Origin of the sequence: Streptomyces liliifuscus, from assembly GCF_016598615.1 — a bacterium.
GTDB lineage: Bacteria > Actinomycetota > Actinomycetes > Streptomycetales > Streptomycetaceae > Streptomyces > Streptomyces liliifuscus.
The window spans coordinates 144,708-162,496 of the sequence record NZ_CP066831.1 but is presented as its reverse complement, the minus strand read 5'-3'; the positions used below and the strand labels follow the sequence as shown (position 1 = coordinate 162,496).

Below are 17,789 nucleotides of genomic sequence, written 5' to 3'. Positions count from 1 at the left end.
CATCATTCTCGTTGAGTTCGTGCAGCATTTTATCTGGTTCTTTGGATTGTGGCTCTGTGCCTGAGCCGACACGACCGATGCTCTCGGGACCCCGGCGTCTCTGTAAGTTCTCCGTGGGTCCTGCTGTGTGGGAGCCTCGGCCCCGGCGTCCGCCGCCTTGCGTCCGCTGTGCGACCCGGATGCGCCGGAGATGGACGAGGACGACGACGGCCACCAGGGCTGAGCCGATGCTGACGGCCCGCACTTCACAGCATCAGGCGCGACGCTGCGTCGGGTCGGCCTGTCGCCGTACGCGCAGCTGCGGATCACGCGTTTGGTTCGGCTCCGGTCATGAGGGCGAGCAAGCTGTGGGGGTGTCGGCTTGTTCCGGCGGGAGTTCTGTGAGTGGCGACAGCGCGTGCTTTGCGGTGGCCAACGGTGTCTTGGCTGTGCTTCGGCTCGCTGCTTTCCGATTCGGCGGGGAGACAGCGACACGCACTGGGTTACGTCGCACTGGTTGCACTTTCGAATCGAAAATCTCTGGCTGGTGGTGCTACTGGCAGGTAGGGGATTCAGGGGCCGGTGCAGTCATGTGTTTGCCAGATCGAGGGCGTATGCATGCCGGTACACAGCGGCATGTACGAGTAGGCAAAAGAGTCGCGCCAGCGTGGAGATTCCGGCCGTTTTAATATATGAGTAGTGGCCACAGAAGGGGCAAAGTGGTTCGATTCGTCCGTCGTGAAACAGCATCAAACGCCTGTTAATTGCTCAATTCGCCCAGAAGGTTGACAGTGTCCAGTTCGACTTGAGAAGGTCAAGCGGATCAGCATTGTTGTCAAATTGCTTATTTTAGTTGCTCCTGGTGTGGAGCGTGAACGTTGACCGAGGTGTGGGAATGTCTGAATCGCATGGTGGCCGTCGTGAACTAATGGCCGGACAGCTTGGTTTATGGCATGCGCAGCAGCTGAATCCGGATAATCCGATCTACAACATGGGTGAATACATTGAGATTCACGGAGCGGTGGACACGGACTTATTCGAGGCGGCTGCGCGAAGAGTCATCCTAGAATTCGACTCCTTCGATCTGCGCTTCGAGGGAGCCGCGGACGAAATTCCGCGGCAGTATTTTGACCTGCGGAGCGATTGGCTGTTTCACGTGATCGACGTGAGCCAAGACGGAGATCCCCGTACCAGCGCGGAGAGCTGGATGCGGGCGGACATGAGACGTCCAGTGAATCTCCGGGGCGGCGAACTCTTCACCCAGGTCATATTCAAGGTGGAAGAAGATCTCTTCCTCTGGTACCAGCGAGTTCACCACATCATCGCAGACGGACTCGCGGGATCCCTGATGGCCTCCCGAGTGGCTGCGGTCTACACGGCACTGTTGGCCGGAGAACCCCTCACGGACAGTGGACCTCCATCGAGTTCCGTACTGATGGATGCCGACGCTGAATACCGGGCATCCGAGGAGTTCGAACTGGATCGGCAGTACTGGACGGAGCGTCTTTCAGATCGCCCGCAACCGGTCAGCCTGAGTGGCCAGGAACCTTCCACCACACCCCATGAACTGATACGGCACACGCTCCATATCCCTGCCGAAGCCGCTGCGGATCTCAGAAGCTCCGCACGTCGGCTGGGAACGAGCCTCTCGGGTCTGGCCGTAGCCGCGAGCGCCGCCTACCTGCATCGCGCGACGGGGCAAGAGGACATCATTCTCGGGGTCCCCGTAATAGGCAGAAAAACTGCACTGCGGGATATTCCCGGAATGACGGCGAATATCGTTCCTCTGCGCCTCGCGGTGCAGCCGAAGGCCACAGTGAGGGAACTCGTGAAGCAGGTGTCTCGCGGAGTGCGAGATGCCTTGCGGCATCAGCGATACCGCTACGAGGACATCCTCAGAGACCTGAAACTCGTAGGGCGCAGCGGACTTTACCCTCTGCTGGTCAATATCGTCTCCTTTGACTACGATCTGAGATTTGGTGACGCCTCCAGCAATGTGTACGGGCTCGGTGGCATAAATTTCAATGACCTGTCGATTTCGGTGTACGACAGATCGTCCGACGGCCGTATATCCGTGGTTGTGGAGGCCAATCCGGATCTTTACAGCAGGGGAGCGGTGCATGAGCATGCTGCGCAATTCCTTGACGTGATGAACTGGATGGCGCGTTCCCCCGCGGAGGAACGTGTACACCGGATCACGTTGATGAGCGGCACCGAGGAGCGTCTGGTCGTCGAGGAGTGGAACGACACCGCCCGTGAGGTGCCCGCAGCGACGCTGCCGGAGCTGTTCCAGGCCCAGGCCGCCCGCACCCCGGACGCGGTCGCCGTGGTCTTCGAGGGTGTCGAGGTGCCCTATGCGGACCTCAACGCGCGGGCCAACCGCCTCGCCCGGTTCCTGATCGACCGGGGTGTGGGACCCGAGTCGCCGGTCGCGGTGATGATGCACCGCTCCGTCGACCTGGTCGTCGCCCTCCTCGCGGTGGTCAAGGCCGGCGGTGCGTATGTACCCATCGACCCCGACTACCCCGCCGAGCGGATCACCTACCTCCTCAGCGACGCCCGGCCCCTCCTGGTGGTCACCAGCACGGATCTGGCCTGCCGTCTCACCGGCGGAGAGGTGTCGCATCTGCCCCTCGACGACCCCCGGACCATCACCGCACTGGAAGACTTCGGGGACAGCGACCCGACCGATGCCGAGCGCCGTACCGGACTGCTGCCCGCCCACCCCGCCTATGTCATCTACACCTCCGGGTCCACCGGACGGCCGAAGGGCGTGGCCGTACCCCATGCGGGTATCGTCAACTGGCTGACTTGGCTGCAGGGCACCTACAACTTGACTGCCTTGGACCGGGTGTTGCAGAAAACCCCGTTCGGTTTCGATGTGTCGGTACGGGAGTTCTTCTGGCCGCTGCTCCAGGGTGTGACGGTGGTGGTCGCCAAGCCCTCGGGCCACCGGGACCCCGGGTATCTGGCCGAGCTGATCCAACGCGAACGTGTCACGATCGCGCACTTCGTTCCGTCCCTGCTGCAGGTCTTCCTCCGCGAACCGGCCGCTGCCTGTACCGGCCTGCGAGCTGTGTTCTGCAGCGGCGAAGCACTCTCCAGCGACATCGTCGGGCAGTTCCGGAACGTAATGGGCGTTCCGCTTCACAATCTCTACGGCCCCACCGAGGCGTCGGTCGAGGTCACCGCATGGACATGCGACAGCGACACCGGCAGAAGCAGTGTCCCCATCGGACGCCCGGTCTGGAACACCCAGGTGTATGTGCTGGATGCGGCGTTGCGGCCGGTTCCGGTGGGGGTGGCGGGTGAGTTGTACCTGGCCGGTGTTCAGCTGGCCCGTGGGTATCTCGATCGGCCGGGGTTGACGGCGGAGCGGTTCGTCGCGAACCCGTTCACTGCGGGTGAGCGGATGTACCGTACCGGCGACCTGGCCCGGTGGAACGTCGACGGGCAGGTCGAGTATCTCGGGCGGACTGATGACCAGGTGAAGGTTCGGGGTTTCCGGATCGAGTTGGGTGAGGTCGAGGCTGCGCTGAGCGCGCATCCGTCGGTGGCTCAGTCGGCGGTGGTGGTGCGTGAGGATCGTCCTGGTGACAAGCGTCTGGTCGGCTACCTTGTTCGGGCGAGTGGTTCGGAGGGTGCGGACATCGCTGTTGTACGTGGGCAGCTGCAGGGTGTGTTGCCGGAGTACATGGTGCCGTCCGCGTTGGTGGTGCTGGATGCGTTGCCGTTGACGGTGAACGGCAAGCTGGACCGCAGGGCCCTGCCCGCTCCGGACTACCAGGCGGCCGACCGTGGCCGGGGGCCGGCCACGGTGCAGGAGGAGCTTCTGTGCTCGGTGTTCGCCGAGGTCCTGGGCCTGCCCGCGGTCGGTGTGGACGACAACTTCTTCGAACTGGGTGGTCATTCGCTGTTGGCGACGCGGTTGGTGAGTCGTTTGCGGTCGGTTTTTGGGGCGGAGGTGGCGATCCGGACGTTGTTCGAGGCGCCGACTGTTGCTGCTCTGGCGGGCCGTTTGGCGTCTTCCGGTGTGAGGCGGCGGCCGCTGGTTGGGGTGGAGCGGGCGGAGCGGGTGCCTGTCTCGTTCGCGCAGCAGCGGTTGTGGTTTCTGGGTGAGTTGGAGGGTCCGTCGGCGACCTACAACATTCCTGTGGCTCTGCGGTTGACCGGTGAGCTGGACGTCGAGGCCCTGGAGGCCGCTCTGGGCGATGTGGTGGGCCGGCACGAGGTGTTGCGGACGGTGTTCGCCGCAGTGGACGGGCAGCCGTATCAGCACATCGTTGCCGCTGAAGAGGCCTCGGTGCCTCTTGCGGTCGAGCGGGTGACTGATCTTGAGTCGGCGATCAGTGAGGTCGCGGGTCATCGCTTCGATCTCGCCGCCGAGATTCCGTTGCGGGCCTGGTTGTTCGAGGTCGGTCCTGACGAACATGTCCTGGTGCTGGTGGTGCACCACATTGCCGGTGACGGATGGTCGATGGCCCCGCTGGCGCGCGATCTGTCAGCTGCCTATACGGCTCGGTCCACCGGCCGGACGCCGGAGTGGGCAACGTTGTCAGTGCAGTATGCCGACTACAGCCTGTGGCAGCGTCAACTGCTGGGCGAGGAGGCCGACGCGGCCAGTGTGCTGGCCCAGCAACTCGGATACTGGCGCGAGGCACTCGCCGAACTGCCCCAGGAACTGACGCTGCCGTTCGACCGGCCACGCCCAACGTTCTCCTCCCACCAGGGCGGAAGCGTCGAACTGACCGTCGACGCCAACATCCACAGCGCCATGACGGAGCTGGCCAGAGCACAGGGTGTGACGGTGTTCATGGTGGTGCAGGCGGCGCTGGCCGTTCTGCTGCACCGGCTCGGGGCCGGAGACGACATTCCGGTCGGCACACCGGTCGCCGGGCGCACCGACGAGGCGCTGGACGACCTGGTCGGGTTCTTCGTCAACACCCTCGTCCTGCGTTCGGACCTGTCCGGCGATCCGACCTTCCTGCAACTGCTGGCCAGAACAAGGGAAACGGACCTCGGCGCCTACGCGCACCAGGATGTGCCGTTCGAGCGGCTGGTGGAGGACCTGGCCCCGGTCCGGTCGATGGCCCGCCATCCGCTGTTCCAAGTCATGCTCACCCTGCAGAACACCGCCGAGGTCCGTCTCGACCTGCCCGGGTTGAACATCGAGGCACTGCCTGCGGGCGTCCTTCCCGCCAAGTTCGACCTGGACTTCCAGATCGCCGAGCGGATCACCGACGGCGGCACCCCAGCGGGCCTGACCGGACTGATCACCTACGCCACCGACCTGTTCGATCCCGCGAGTGCCGAGGCGATCGTACGACGCTTCCTCATGGTCCTGGAGACAGTGACCGCGGATCCGTCGCTGCCGGTCAGCCGCATCGATGTCCTGGACACCGCGGAGCGGGAGCGGATCCTGTCCGGGTGGAACGACACCACCCACGAAGTTCCGCAGGCCACGCTGGCCGAACTGTTCGAAGCCCAGGTCACCCGCACCCCTGACTCGACCGCGCTTGTATTCGACGGCACCGAGGTGACCTATGCGGAGTTGAACGCGCGGGCCAACCGGCTGGCCCGCGTCCTCGTGGACAGGGGCGCCCGGGCGGAAGAACGGGTGGCGGTGATGATGGACCGCTCCGCCGACCTCGTCGTCGCACTCCTCGCCGTGGTCAAGACCGGAGCCGCGTACGTCCCGATCGACCCGGCCTACCCCACCGACCGCATCACCTACATGCTCAACGACGCCCAGGTCGCAGTACTGGTTACACACCAGGCCGTGACAGGCGCAGAGGTTGACGGTGTGACCCGCATCGTGACGGATGCCCCGGACACCACGGCGGCCCTGTCCACCATGGCCGGTGAGGACCTCACGCACCACGAGCGAGGAGCGGCCCTCCTGCCTGCCCACCCCGCCTACGTGATCTACACCTCCGGCTCCACGGGACGCCCCAAAGGCGTCGTGGCGAGCCATGCCGCGGTCTCCTACTACCTCAACTGGGCAGTCAGCGCGTACCCCGGGTTGAGCGGCCGGACCGTGCTGCACTCGTCGGCTGCGTTCGACCTGACCGTCACACCGTTGTTCGGCACGCTGATCTCGGGCGGCGCCCTGCACATCGCACCTATCCAGGATGGGCTTCCCGCCGGACTGGCGGCCACCTTCCTGAAGGTGACGCCCAGTCACCTGGGCCTTTTGTCCGAAGAGCCCGCCGGATCCTTCACCCGGGGAGACCTCGTCGTCGGCGGCGAACACCTTACAGGCGAGCAGCTCACACGGTGGCGGTCCGCACACCACGACGTCCTGATCACGAATGAGTACGGTCCGACCGAGGCAGCCGTCGGATGTGTCACCTTCACCGTCCGTCCCGGGGACCCGGACGTACCGGGTGGCGTCCCCATCGGCACGCCCGTCCCCAACACCCGGGTCTATGTGCTGGACGTGGCGTTGCGGCCGGTTCCGGTGGGGGTGGCGGGTGAGTTGTACCTGGCCGGTGTTCAGCTGGCCCGTGGGTATCTCGATCGGCCGGGGTTGACGGCGGAGCGGTTCGTCGCGAACCCGTTCACTGCGGGTGGGCGGATGTACCGTACCGGCGACCTGGCGAAGTGGCGGCCGGACGGTGTCCTGGACTTCCTGGGCCGTGCGGATGATCAGGTGAAGGTCCGGGGTTTCCGGATCGAGTTGGGTGAGGTCGAGGCTGCGCTGAGCGCGCATCCGTCGGTGGCTCAGTCGGCGGTGGTGGTGCGTGAGGATCGTCCTGGTGACAGGCGTCTGGTCGGCTACCTCGTTCCCGCGACCGGCCACGCAGGCGGTGTCGACTCCGCTGCCCTGCGCGCCCATCTCGGCGCGATGCTGCCGGAGTACATGGTGCCGTCCGCGTTGGTGGCGCTGGATGTGCTGCCGTTGACGGTGAACGGCAAGCTGGACCGCAGGGCCCTGCCTGCTCCGGACTACCAGGCGGCCGACCGTGGCCGGGGGCCGGCCACGGTGCAGGAAGAGATCCTGTGCTCGGTATTCGCAGAGGTCCTGGGCCTGCCCGCGGTCGGCGTGGACGACAACTTCTTCGAACTGGGCGGCCACTCACTGTTGGCGACGCGGTTGGTGAGTCGTTTGCGGTCGGTTTTTGGGGCGGAGGTGGCGATCCGGACGTTGTTCGAGGCGCCGACTGTTGCTGCTCTGGCGGGCCGTTTGGCGTCTTCCGGTGTGAGGCGGCGGCCGCTGGTTGGGGTGGAGCGGGCGCAGCGGGTGCCTGTCTCGTTCGCGCAGCAACGGTTGTGGTTTCTGGGTGAGTTGGAGGGTCCGTCGGCGACCTACAACATTCCTGTGGCTCTGCGGTTGACCGGTGAGCTGGACGTCGAGGCCCTGGAGGCCGCTCTAGGTGATGTGGTGGGCCGGCACGAGGTGTTGCGGACGGTCTTCGTCACGGTGGACGGGCAGCCGTATCAGCACATCGTTGCCGCTGAAGAGGCCTCGGTGCCTCTTGCGGTCGAGCGGGTGACTGATCTTGAGTCGGCGATCAGCGAGGTCGCGGGTCATCGCTTCGATCTCGCCGCCGAGATTCCGTTGCGGGCCTGGTTGTTCGAGGCCGGTCCTGACGAACATGTCCTGGTGATCGTGGTGCATCACATTGCCGGTGACGGGTGGTCGATGGGGCCGTTGGCGCGTGATGTGTCGGTCGCGTATGCGGCTCGTTCCGAGGGGCGGGTGCCTGGCTGGGAGCCGTTGGCGGTGCAGTATGCGGACTACTCGTTGTGGCAGCGGGAGTTGCTCGGTGAGGAGGCCGATCCGGGCAGTGTGCTGAGCGTGCAGTTGGGTTACTGGCGTGAGGTGTTGGCGGGGGTGCCGCAGGAGTTGGTGCTGCCGTTCGACCGGCCGCGGCCGGCGGTGGCCTCGTACCGCGGTGGCCGCGTGGACGTCCGTGTGCCGGCGGAGGTGCATGCCCGGGTGGCGGAGCTGGCCCGTGTCCAGGGTGTGACGGTGTTCATGGTGGTGCAGGCGGCGCTGGCTGTTCTGCTGCACCGGCTCGGGGCCGGAGATGACATTCCGGTCGGCACTCCGGTCGCCGGGCGCACCGACGAGGCGCTGGACGATCTGGTCGGGTTCTTCGTCAATACTCTGGTGTTGCGCACCGACCTGTCGGGTGATCCCACGTTCGCGAGCCTGCTGGAGCAGGTGCGAGAGAACGGCCTGGGTGCGTTCGCGCACCAGGACGTGCCCTTCGAGCGGCTGGTCGAAGACCTCGCGCCGACTCGCTCGATGGCCCGCCATCCGCTTTTCCAGGTCATGCTCGCCCTGCAGAACAACGCCCCGGCCGTCCTCGACCTGCCCGGCATCCACACCGAACCCCTGCCCGCCGGCGAACCGGTGGCCAAGTTCGACCTGTCCTTCACCCTGACTGAGACCTTCCACACCGACAACGGTGCCGACACAGACACCGGTGCCGAGACGGGGACGGCTACGGGCAGCGGCGATCGCCCGGCCGGTCTGTACGGCGGTATCGACTACGCCCTCGACCTGTTCGACGCCGAAACGGTGGAGGCACTGGCCGAATGGTTCGTCCGCGTCCTGGACACCGTCACCGCCAACCCTCATCAGCACATCGACGCCATCGAGGTACTGGACCCGGCGGAGCGGAAGCGGATCCTGGTCGAGTGGAACGACACCTCCCGGGAGGTGCCCGCTGCGACGCTGCCGGAGCTGTTCCAGGCCCAGGCCGCCCGCACCCCCGACGCGACCGCCGTGGTCTTCGCCGGCGACGAGGTGACCTACGCCGAGCTCAACGAGCGTGCCAATCGCCTCGCCCGGCTGCTGATCGATCGCGGGGTGGGGGCCGAGTCGCCGGTCGCGGTCATGGTGCACCGCTCGGCCGACCTCGTCGTCGCCTTCCTCGCGGTGACGAAGGCGGGCGGCGCCTACCTGCCCATCGACCCCGACTATCCCGCTGAGAGGATCACCTACCTCCTCGCCGACGCCCGGCCCCTCCTGGTTGTCACCAGCGCGGATCTGGCGTCCCGTCTCACCGACGGCCACCCGCCCTGTGTGGCTGTCGATGATCCCCGGACCGTCAGCGCACTCAAGGATTTTGAGGGCACCGACCTCACGGACGCCGAGCGCCGTTTCACCCTGCTGCCCGCCCACCCTGCGTATGTCATCTACACCTCGGGTTCCACCGGGCGGCCGAAGGGTGTGGCCGTCACTCATCAGGGACTGCCGAGTCTGGTTGCCGCGCAGGCGGAGGAGTTCGGGATCTCGGCGGGGAGCCGGGTGTTGCAGTTCGCTTCGGCGAGTTTCGATGCGGCGGTCTGGGAGATGGTGATGGCCTTGTGCAACGGGGCCTGCCTCGTGTCGGCCGCGTCGCCCGACCTGCTGCCGGGCCAGGCGCTCGTCCGCCTCGTTGCGGAACGGTCGGTCACACACGCACTCCTGCCTCCCGCCGCGCTGGCTCTCATGGAACCGGACAGCCTGCCGTCGATCACGACCCTCATCACGGGGGGCGAAGCTCTCAGCCAGAACCTGGTGGGCCGCTGGGCCGAGGGCCGTCGGCTCATCAATGCATACGGACCCACGGAATCCACCGTCTGCGCGACCACCACCGACCCCCTGTCCACCGACGAACCCACCACCCCGCCCATCGGCACGCCCGTCGCCAATAGCCGGGTCTACGTGCTCGACGCGGCGTTGCGACCGGTCCCGGCGGGTGTCGCGGGTGAGTTATATGTCTCCGGGGCGGGCTTGGCCCGTGGCTATCTCGATCGGCCGGGGCTGACGGCGGAGCGGTTCGTCGCGAACCCGTTCACTGCGGGTGAGCGGATGTACCGTACCGGCGACTTGGCCCGGTGGAACGCCGATGGGCAGGTCGAGTATCTCGGGCGGACTGATGACCAGGTGAAGGTTCGGGGGTTCCGGATCGAGTTGGGTGAGGTTGAGGCTGCGCTGAGCGCGCATCCGTTGGTGGCTCAGTCGGTGGTGGTGGTGCGTGAGGATCGTCCTGGTGACAGGCGTCTGGTCGGCTACCTCGTTCCCGCGACCGGCCACGCAGGCGGTGTCGACTCCGCTGCCCTGCGCGCCCATCTCGGCGCGATGCTGCCGGAGTACATGGTGCCGTCCGCGTTGGTGGTGCTGGATGTGCTGCCGTTGACGGTGAACGGCAAGCTGGACCGCAGGGCCCTGCTCGCTCCGGACTACCAGGCGGCCGACCGTGGCCGGGGGCCGGCCACGGTGCAGGAAGAGATCCTGTGCTCGGTGTTCGCCGAGGTCCTGGGCCTGCCCGCGGTCGGCGTGGACGACAACTTCTTTGAACTGGGCGGCCACTCACTGCTTGCGGTGCGGGTGGTCGAGCTGCTGCGGACCCGGGGGATATCGGTTGATGTGCGGTCGTTGTTCGCAGCGCCCACGGCTGCCGGACTGGCTGCGTCGGATGGTCCGGCCGAGGTGGCGGTGCCGGAGAACCGGATTCCGGACAACGCCCTGACCATTTCCCCCGACATGCTCTCTCTGGTGGATCTGACCAGCGCTGAGATCGACCGGATCGTGGCCCGGGTTCCCGGCGGAGCGGGCAACGTGGCGGATGTGTACCCGCTGGCCCCGCTGCAGGAAGGGATCCTCTTCCACCACCTGATGGGTGACTCAGGGGACGGGACCGATGTGTATGTGCTGCCGGTGCTGTTGGGGTTCGACTCCCGGCAGCGGCTCGACGGATTTGTGGACGCACTGCAGAAGGTCGTCGACCGGCATGACATCCTGCGGACCGCCGTCTTGTGGGAAGGACTGAGCGAACCGGTCCAGGTGGTGGTGCGCCGTGCTGCGATCCCGGTGGAAAGCGTCGACTTGCCCGACGGGCCTGACGACGAGGTGATCGGCCGAATGCTGGCCGCGTGCCCTGGATCGATGGACATCGGCCAGGCACCGCTGATCCGCGTGTACACGGCGACCGACCCGGTGAACGGTCAGTGGCTCGCACTCGTTCAGGCCCATCACCTGGTCTCGGATCACACCACCCTGGACGTACTGCTGCAGGAGGTGCGCTCGTTCGTTACGGGCCGTGAGGAAACCCTGCCCGCGCCTCTGCCGTTCCGGAACTTCGTTGCCCAGGCCCGCCTGCGGGTGGCGCAGGAGGAACACCAGAGGTACTTCTCCACCCTGCTGGGGGACGTGACCGAGCCGACCGCGCCGTTCGGGCTGCTCGACGTCCGCGGCGACGGCACCGGCGTGGCGGAGTTCCGCCGCGTGATGGATGCGGAACTCGCGCGGCGACTGCGGGACCAGTCACGCCGGCTGGGCGTGAGCCCCGCCACGGTTCTGCACGTGGTGTGGGCGCGGGTTCTGGCGGCTACCTCGGGCAAGGACGACGTCGTCTTCGGTACCGTCCTGTTCGGCCGTATGGCCGCGGGAAGCGGCGCGGACCGCGTTCTGGGCCTGTTCATCAACTCCCTGCCGGTACGGGTGCGGACCCACGGCGCGCAGGTGATGGACACGGTGCGGTCGGTGCAGAACCAGCTGGCGGACCTGCTCGTCCACGAACACGCCCCCTTGAAACTCGCCCGGCAGGCCAGCGGCATCATGGCGGACACCCCGCTGTTCACCTCCCTGTTCAACTACCGGCACTCCAGGAGCACCGAGCCAGGAACTGACAACAGCCTTGACGGCGTCGAGTTGCTGTACGACCAGGAGCGGACGAACTACCCGATCGGGCTGAGCGTCGACGACACCGGTGACGGTTTCACCCTCACCGTGCAGGTCGCCGAACCCGTCTCGGGCGCATCACTGTGCGCCATGGTCCACACCGTCGCCGAAGGCGTCGTCACCGCTCTGGAGACAGCACCACACCAGCGGATCAGCACGGTGGACGTCCTCGACCCCGCGGAGCGGCACCGGGTCCTGGTCGAGTGGAACGACACCTCCCGGGAGGTGCCGGCGGCGACGCTGGCGGAGCTGTTCCAGGCCCAGGCCGCCCGCACCCCCGACGCGACCGCCCTCGTCTTCGAGGACGTGGAACTGAGTTATAGGGAACTCAACGCCCGCGCCAACCGCCTGGCCCGGCTGCTGATCGATCGCGGGGTGGGGTCCGAGTCGCCGGTCGCGGTCATGTTGGTGCGCTCCATCGACCTGATCGTCGCTCTCCTCGCGGTGACCAAGGCAGGCGGCACGTACGTACCCATCGACCCCGACTATCCCGCCGAGCGGATCACCTACCTGCTCACCGACGCCCAACCCCTCCTGGTGCTCACCGGCACGGATCTGGCCTCCCGTCTCACCGGCGGAGAGGTGTCGCACCTGGCCGTCGACGACCCCCGGACCATCACCGCACTCAAGGATTTCGAGGGCACCGACCCCACAGATGCCGAGCGCCGTTCCACCCTGCTGCCCGCCCACTGCGCGTATGTCATCTACACCTCCGGGTCCACCGGGCGGCCGAAGGGCGTGGCCGTCACCCATCAAGGGCTGCCGAGCCTGGCTGCCATGCAGGCGGAGGAGTTCGGGATCTCGGCAGGGAGCCGGGTGTTGCAGTTCGCCTCGGCGAGTTTCGATGCGGCGGTCTGGGAGATGGTGATGGCTCTGTGCAACGGGGCCTGCCTTGTGTTGGCTACGCCGGACGACGCGCTGCCGGGCCAGGCGCTCGTCCGCCTGGTCGCGGAACGGTCGGTCACACACGCCACCTTGCCTCCCGCCGCCCTGGCTCTCATGGAACCGGACAGCCTGCCGTCGATTACGACCCTCATCACCGCCGGCGATGCCCTCGGCCAGAACCTGGTTGCCCGCTGGGCCGACGGCCGTCGGCTCGTCAACGCCTACGGACCCACGGAATCCACCGTCTGCGCGACCACCACCGACCCCCTGTCCGCCGACGAACCCACCACCCCGCCCATCGGTACGCCCGTCGCCAACACCCGCGTCTACGTGTTGGACTCGGCTCTGCGGCCAGTTCCGCCGGGAGTGGTGGGTGAGCTGTATCTCGCCGGTGCGAGCTTGGCCCGCGGCTATCTCGACCGGCGTGGCCTGACGGCGGAGCGCTTCGTGGCCAACCCCTTCACCCCGGGTGAGCGGATGTACCGTACCGGCGACCTGGCGAAGTGGCGGCCGGACGGTGTCCTGGACTTCCTGGGCCGTGCGGATGACCAGGTGAAGGTTCGGGGTTTCCGGATCGAGTTGGGTGAGGTCGAGGCTGCGCTGAGCGCGCATCCGTCGGTGGCTCAGTCGGCGGTGGTGGTGCGTGAGGATCGTCCTGGTGACAAGCGTCTGGTCGGCTACCTTGTTCGGGCGAGTGGTTCGGAGGGTGCGGACATCGCTGTTGTACGTGGGCAGCTGCAGGGTGTGTTGCCGGAGTACATGGTGCCGTCCGCGTTGGTGGTGCTGGATGCGTTGCCGTTGACGGTGAACGGCAAGCTGGACCGCAGGGCCCTGCCCGCTCCGGACTACCAGGCGGCCGACCGTGGCCGGGGGCCGGCCACGGTGCAGGAGGAGCTTCTGTGCTCGGTGTTCGCCGAGGTCCTGGGCCTGCCCGCGGTAGGGGTGGACGACAACTTCTTCGAACTGGGCGGCCACTCACTGCTCGCGGTGCAGCTGATCAACAGGATCCGGACGGCTCTGAGGGCCGAAGTCGCGATGCGGTCGCTGTTCGAGGCGCCGACCGTGGCCGGACTCGCGCAGCGGCTGACGGATTCGGATGTGACGCGTCCCGTGCTGGTGGCGATGACACGGCCCAAGGCGCTACCGCTCTCGTTCGCGCAGCAACGGTTGTGGTTCCTGGGTGAGTTGGAGGGTCCGTCGGCGACCTACAACATTCCTGTGGCTCTGCGGTTGAGCGGTGACCTGGACGTCGAGGCGTTGCGGATGGCGCTGGGTGATGTGGTGGGTCGGCACGAGGTGCTGCGGACGGTCTTCGCTGCCGATGAGGGCAGGCCGTATCAGCAGATCCTTGCCCCGCCTGTCTCCTTTGATCTGCCGGTGGTCGAGGTGGGACGGGAAGGTCTGACGGACGCGGTTGCCGGGCTGGCGGGTCACATGTTCGACCTGAGCGCTGAGTTTCCTTTGCGGGCGTGGCTGCTGGGGGTGGGCCCTGACGAGCATGTCCTGGTGCTGGTGGTGCATCACATTGCTGGTGACGGGTGGTCGATGGGGCCGTTGGCGCGTGATGTGTCGGTCGCGTATACGGCTCGTAGTGAGGGGCGGGTGCCTGGCTGGGAGCCGTTGGGGGTGCAGTACGCGGATTACACGTTGTGGCAGCGGGAGTTGCTTGGTGAGGAGGCCGATCCGGGCAGTGTGGTGAGTGGGCAGTTGGGTTACTGGCGTGGGGTGTTGGCGGGGGTGCCGCAGGAGTTGGTGCTGCCGTTCGACCGGCCGCGGCCGGTGGTGGCCTCGTACCGCGGTGGCCGGGTGGAGGTGTGTGTGCCGGCCGGGGTGCATGCCCGGGTGGCGGAGCTGGCTCGTGTTCAGGGTGTGACGGTGTTCATGGTGGTGCAGGCGGCGCTGGCCGTTCTGCTGCACCGGCTCGGGGCCGGAGATGACATTCCGGTCGGCACTCCGGTCGCCGGGCGGACCGACGAGGCGCTGGACGACCTGGTGGGGTTCTTCGTCAACACTCTGGTGATGCGCACCGATCTGTCGGGTGATCCCACGTTCGTGAGTCTGCTGGAGCAGGTGCGGGATGGCGGACTGGGTGCGTTCGCGCATCAGGACGTGCCCTTCGAGCGGCTGGTCGAAGACCTCGCGCCGACTCGCTCGATGGCCCGCCATCCGCTTTTCCAGGTCATGCTCGCCCTGCAGAACAACGCCCCGGCCGTCCTCGACCTGCCCGGCATCCACACCGAACCCCTGCCCGCCGGCGAACCGGCAGCAAAATTCGACCTCTTCTTCACCCTGAGTGAAACCTTCCACACCAACGCCGACATGGGTGCGCGTGCCGGTACTGGCACAGGTAATCGCCCGGCGGGCCTGCGCGGCGGTATCGACTACGCCCTCGACCTGTTCGACGCCGAAACGGTGGAGGCACTGGCCGAACGGTTCGTCCGCGTCCTGGACACCGTCACCAGGGAACCGCACCAGCAGGTCAGTGTTGTGGAGGTGCTGTCGGATGAGGAGCGGCACCGGCTTGTGGTGGGGTGGAACGACACCGCCCAGGCGGTGGCCGGGGCGACGCTGCCGGAACTGTTCCAAGGCCGGGTCGCGAAGCGTCCTGATGCGGTCGCGGTGGTTGTCGATGGCGCCGAGGTGACCTTTGCGGAACTGGACGAGCGAGCGAACCGGCTTGCCCGATTGCTGATCCGTCGCGGTATCGGTCCCGAGCGTATCGTCGCACTGGCCCTGCCTCGCTCGGTGGACCTGATCGTCGGCCTGCTGGCGGTTCTGAAGTCGGGCGCCGGTTACCTGCCGATCGATCCGGAGTACCCGGCCGAGCGGATCGCCTTCATGCTGGCCGACGCCGTCCCGTCGCTCACGCTGACCAGCACAGAGGTCGCCGGGCGCATAACCACCGGTCCCGCGCTGCTGCTGGACGACCCTGCGGTCGTCGCCGAACTCGGCGCACTGCCGGCCGACGTTCCCGGTGATACGGAGCGGACCCGTCCGCTGCTGCCACAGCACCCCGCGTACCTGATCTACACCTCCGGCTCGACCGGGCGCCCCAAGGGTGTGGTGATGTCCTGTGGTGCGCTGGTCAACCTGTTGTCCTGGCACGCTTCAGTCATCCCCACCGAGGCGGGCTCGCGGGTCGCGCAGTTCACCGCGATCAGCTTCGATGTCTCGGCCCAGGAAATACTCTCGGCCCTCTTGGACGGCAAGACCCTTGTGGTACCGGAGGAAGAGATCAGGCGTGACCCTGAAGAGTTTGTCGCATGGCTGAGGGAGCAGAAGGCCACCGAGCTGTATGCCCCCAACCTGATGGTGGACGCGCTCGGTGAGGCTGTGGCGGAGCACGGCACGGAGCTGCCGTCGCTGCGTCATGTTTCCCAGGCCGGCGAAGCCCTTGTGCTCAGTGATCGGGTCCGTGACCTTTGCGGGGCGGGCGGGACGGCGCTGCACAACCACTACGGTCCGACCGAGACACACGTGGTCACCGCCTACACCCTGCCGGCGGACCGGGCGGCATGGCCCCGGGGATCAGCGCCGATCGGCCGTCCGGTGTGGAACACCCGCGTCTACGTCCTGGACCCGGCGCTGCGGCCGATGCCGGTGGGTGTCGCGGGTGAGCTGTACATCTCCGGCGCCCAACTGGCCCGCGGCTACCACGCCCGGCCGGGACTGACCGCGCAGCGGTTTGTCGCGAGCCCCTTCACTCCTGGTGAGCGGATGTACCGCACCGGCGACCTGGCCCGCTGGAACGCTGAGGGACAACTGGAGTATCTGGGCCGTACCGATGACCAGGTGAAGGTCCGGGGTTTCCGGATCGAGTTGGGCGAGATCGAGGCCGCGCTGAGCGCGCATCCGTCCGTGGCCCAGGCAGCGGTGATGGTGCGTGAGGACCGCCCCGGGGACAAACGCCTGGTCGGCTACCTGGTCCCCGACGGTGGCCGCACCAGCGGTGACGGCGACACCGCCGGGGTCGACCTGGCCGCCGTGCGCGCCCATCTCGGCGCGATGCTGCCGGAGTACATGGTGCCGTCCGCGTGGGTGGTCCTGGAGAGTCTGCCGCTGACGGCGAACGGGAAGCTGGATCGACGGCAGCTTTCGGCGCCGGACCATACCTGGTCCATGCCGAGCCGGGAACCCGCATCGGTCCAGGAAGAAATCCTGTGCAGAATTTTCGCCCAAGAACTGAATGTGCCTCACATCGGCGTCGAGGACAATTTCTTCGAACGCGGTGGACATTCACTTCTGGCCGTCAGGCTGGTGAATCGGATTCGTTCGATCATGGGTGTCGATGTCTCCCTCCGTATGCTGATGGAAACCCCCAGCGTCGCAGGACTCGCACACCGGCTCAGCCTTCCCGCGACGAATAACTCGCTTCGTATGATCCTTCCCATCAGGACGCACGGGAGCCAGCCGCCCCTCTTCTGTGTTCATCCGCGATCCGGGCTGAGTTGGTGCTTCGCTCCTCTGGCTGGATTCGTACCTCCTGGTATTCCGTTGTACGGCCTGCAGGCGCGGGACGTCGACGGTGCGGGTGAGTTTCCGGGATCCATCCGGGAAATGGCGGAGGAATACGTCAAAGAATTGCGCGCCGTGCAGCCGTCCGGTCCGTACCGTCTGCTGGGATGGTCGATGGGAGGCCGCGTGGCGCAGGAGATGGCTGTGCAACTGCAGGAAGACGGCCAGCAAGTAGCACTCATCATCATGGGAGGCTATGCACCGGCCCCACTCGACAGGCCCAACGCGGACAAGGTCGACCGGAAATCCGCAGATCTTGTCCGTCAAAGGATTCAAGAACGTGATGGCGACGGTCACGGCGATCATGTGGACGCATCGGAAACAATCGACGAGGCGCCTTCTCTCCGTGATCTCGCCGGACTTCCGGACTACTTCCGCAGCGAGATCTCAGAAGAGGAGGCTGAAGTAAGGGCGAGGATCATTGCGAATAATACCCGTATCTATGTGAAGCATTATCCTCGCAGGTTCGACGGAGATCTCCTCTTCATTTCGTCGGACGAGCTGGAGGATGGTTGGGGTCGTGCCATGTGGCAACCCTATGCTTCCGGTCAAATAAGCGAGTCGCGGTTGCCTTGCTCTCACGACGATATGGCCAATCCCCCTATGCTCTCTCTGCTTTGGGACGCAATCGCGGGTTGGCTGTCCGCGACGAAAGACGGATAGTCGTCGACTGAGCTGGTGTAACCCATTGGCCACGGTTGGCCACCCCGACATGTCGACCCGTGAGTGA

The 17,789-nt window shown here is 66.4% G+C and carries 1 protein-coding gene; it reads left to right on the top strand.

Annotation, left to right across the window (positions count from 1 at the left end):
- Nucleotides 1-874 precede the first annotated feature (874 nt).
- Nucleotides 875-17,722, top strand: a complete 16,848-nt coding sequence (locus JEQ17_RS00665) for a non-ribosomal peptide synthetase (RefSeq protein WP_200393324.1) — start codon at nt 875-877, stop codon at nt 17,720-17,722.
- The last annotated feature ends 67 nt before the right edge of the window (nt 17,723-17,789 follow it).